Origin of the sequence: Actinomyces sp. MRS3W (genome assembly GCF_032465695.1) — a bacterium.
Taxonomy (GTDB): Bacteria; Actinomycetota; Actinomycetes; order Actinomycetales; family Actinomycetaceae; genus Actinomyces.
In genome coordinates this window covers 1-2,047 of sequence record NZ_JAWDJJ010000302.1, presented here as the reverse complement: position 1 = coordinate 2,047, position 2,047 = coordinate 1, and the positions used below count along the sequence as shown (strand labels likewise).

The window sequence follows — 2,047 nt, the reverse complement described above, 5'->3', positions numbered from 1 at the left end:
CCACCGGCACCCGCATCCGCATGTCGGGGCGCGGCGAGGCTGGCCCCGCCGGCGGCCCCAACGGCGACCTGTACGTCGAGATCCACGAACGGGAACACGACACCTTCACCCGCGACGGCGACGACCTGTACACCGAGCTGCGCGTGCCCATGACCGCCGCGGCCCTGGGGGCGACCTTCCCCTTGGAGACCTTCGACGGCGAGCGCAGCGTCTCGGTGCGCCCTGGCACCCAGGGCGGCGACGAGATCGTCCTGTCCGGTCTGGGCGTGGGCCGCCTGCGCCGCTCCGGGCGCGGCGACCTGCGCGTGCAGATCGTTGTGGAAACTCCCACCAGGCTCAACGATCGGCAGCGCGAACTGCTGGCAGAGCTGGCCTCCCTGCGCGGGGAGGACGGCTACCCGGCGCCGAAGGACGAATCCGTCATGGGCAAGCTCAAGGAGAAGTTCTCCGGCCGCTAGGCCCGCGCCGCCGGGGCGGGACGCGCCCCGAAGATTGCCTGGCCCACGCGCACGCAGGTTGAGCCCTCGGCCACGGCCAGCTCGAAGTCCCCGCTCATGCCCATGGACAGCTGCCCGTCGCCGACTGTGCCCGCCTGCAGTCCGGCGTCGCGCAGGGCGCGCATGAGTGCGAAGCACTCCCGTACGCGCGCGGTGTCCTCGGTGTGGGCGGCCAGCGTCATGAGGCCGCGCACCCGCAGCGCGGAGTAGACGGGCAGAGCGGCCAGGAACGGCGCCACCGCCTCCGGCTCCAGCCCGAACTTCGAGGCCTCCCCGGAGGAATTGACCTGGACGTACACGTCCAGGCCCCGCCCGGCGGCCTGGAGGCGCCGGTCCAGCGCCTCGGCGACGCGCAGGGAGTCCAGGGCCTGGAACTCGTGGGCGAAGGCGGCCACGTCCTTGGCCTTGTTGGTCTGCAGGTGGCCGATAAGCGCCCAGTGGATGCCGAGATCGGCGAGGTTACTCGCCTTGCGCTTGGCCTCCTGGACCTTGTTCTCTCCCATCTGGGTGATGCCGGCGGCTGCGGCCGCCCGCAGCCGTTCCTCCGGCACGGTCTTGGATACCGGCAGCAGCCGCACCTGCTCCGGGTCGCGGCCCGCGGCGACGGCGGCGGCGTCGATGCGGGCGCGCACGGCCGCGAGATTGCGGCGGAAGTCGGCGACGGTGGTGGCCGTCGACCAGGGCGAAGAAGCTGTGGCGGCGGGGCGGGACTGCGGGACGGCAGGCTGTTCGGTCATATTCCGTGACGCTAGCACCGCGGCGGAAACCTGCCGGGAACCGTACCCTGGACGGGTGACCGCGCCCGTTTTCGTTTTCACGCCCCGCACACTTGAACCCGCCGGAAGCGCCGACAGCGCCGCTCCCGGCGACCTGCTCGCGCTCACCGGTCCGGAGGCGCACCACGCGGTGGCGGTCAGGCGCCTGCGCGTGGGGGAGCGGGTTGACCTCGTCGACGGCGCCGGCTTGCGCCTGGTGTGCGAGGTCACCGACGTCGCCGCCGACGGTGGCCGCCGCGAACGCTTGACCGCACGCGTCGTCCAGCGGGTTGAGGAACCGGAGGCGGGGGTACGGCTGGTGCTCGTCCAGGCGCTGGCGAAGGGCGGCCGTGATGAGCAGGCGGTCGAGACCGCCACCGAGGTCGGTGCTGATGTTGTCCTGCCCTGGCAGGCCGACAGGTGCGTGTCCGTGTGGCGGGGTGTCAAGCTCGGCCGGGGGCGCGAGCGCTGGCAGGCGACCGTGCGTGAGGCCGCCAAGCAGGCTCGCCGTGCGCGGGTGCCCGAGGTGCTTGAGGCAGTGAGCACCAGGCAGCTGTGCGAGTGGACGGCGGAGCAGGTCTCCGCCGGGGGAGCGGTGCTGGTGCTCCACGAGGAGTCGCGCACGCCCATCGGCGGCGTGGAGATTCCCGCCCCCGTGAGCGCCGGGGTTCCCGGTACGGTGCCGGTGCTCGCCGTCGTCGTCGGGCCCGAGGGCGGCATCAGCGAGGCGGAGACGACGGCTCTGGAGGCCGCCGGGGCGACCACTGTGCGCCTGGGCCCACACGTCATGCGCAC

3 protein-coding genes are annotated in these 2,047 nt (G+C 73.0%); 2 read left to right on the top strand and 1 reads right to left on the bottom strand.

Annotation, left to right across the window (positions count from 1 at the left end):
• On the top strand, positions 1-458 hold a 458-nt coding region (locus RWX45_RS11535), incomplete at its 5' end, for a DnaJ C-terminal domain-containing protein (protein WP_316023865.1).
• Here RWX45_RS11535 and RWX45_RS11530 read toward each other — a convergent pair.
• A complete protein-coding gene (locus RWX45_RS11530) occupies positions 455-1,234 on the bottom strand; it encodes a YggS family pyridoxal phosphate-dependent enzyme (protein WP_316023864.1) in 780 nt (259 codons plus the stop codon). The two genes, RWX45_RS11535 and RWX45_RS11530, sit on opposite strands and share 4 nt — an antisense overlap.
• A gap of 55 nt (positions 1,235-1,289) precedes the next feature.
• On the opposite strand from RWX45_RS11530, the gene RWX45_RS11525 reads away from it, so the two are divergent.
• The coding region (locus RWX45_RS11525) for a 16S rRNA (uracil(1498)-N(3))-methyltransferase (RefSeq protein WP_316023863.1) at positions 1,290-2,047 on the top strand (758 nt) is incomplete at its 3' end.

Excerpts from the sequence above, each read along its gene's own strand:
- RWX45_RS11530 (WP_316023864.1), bottom strand. The coding sequence starts at position 1,234 with ATGACCGAACAGCCTGCCGTCCCGCAGTCCCGCCCCGCCGCCACAGCT.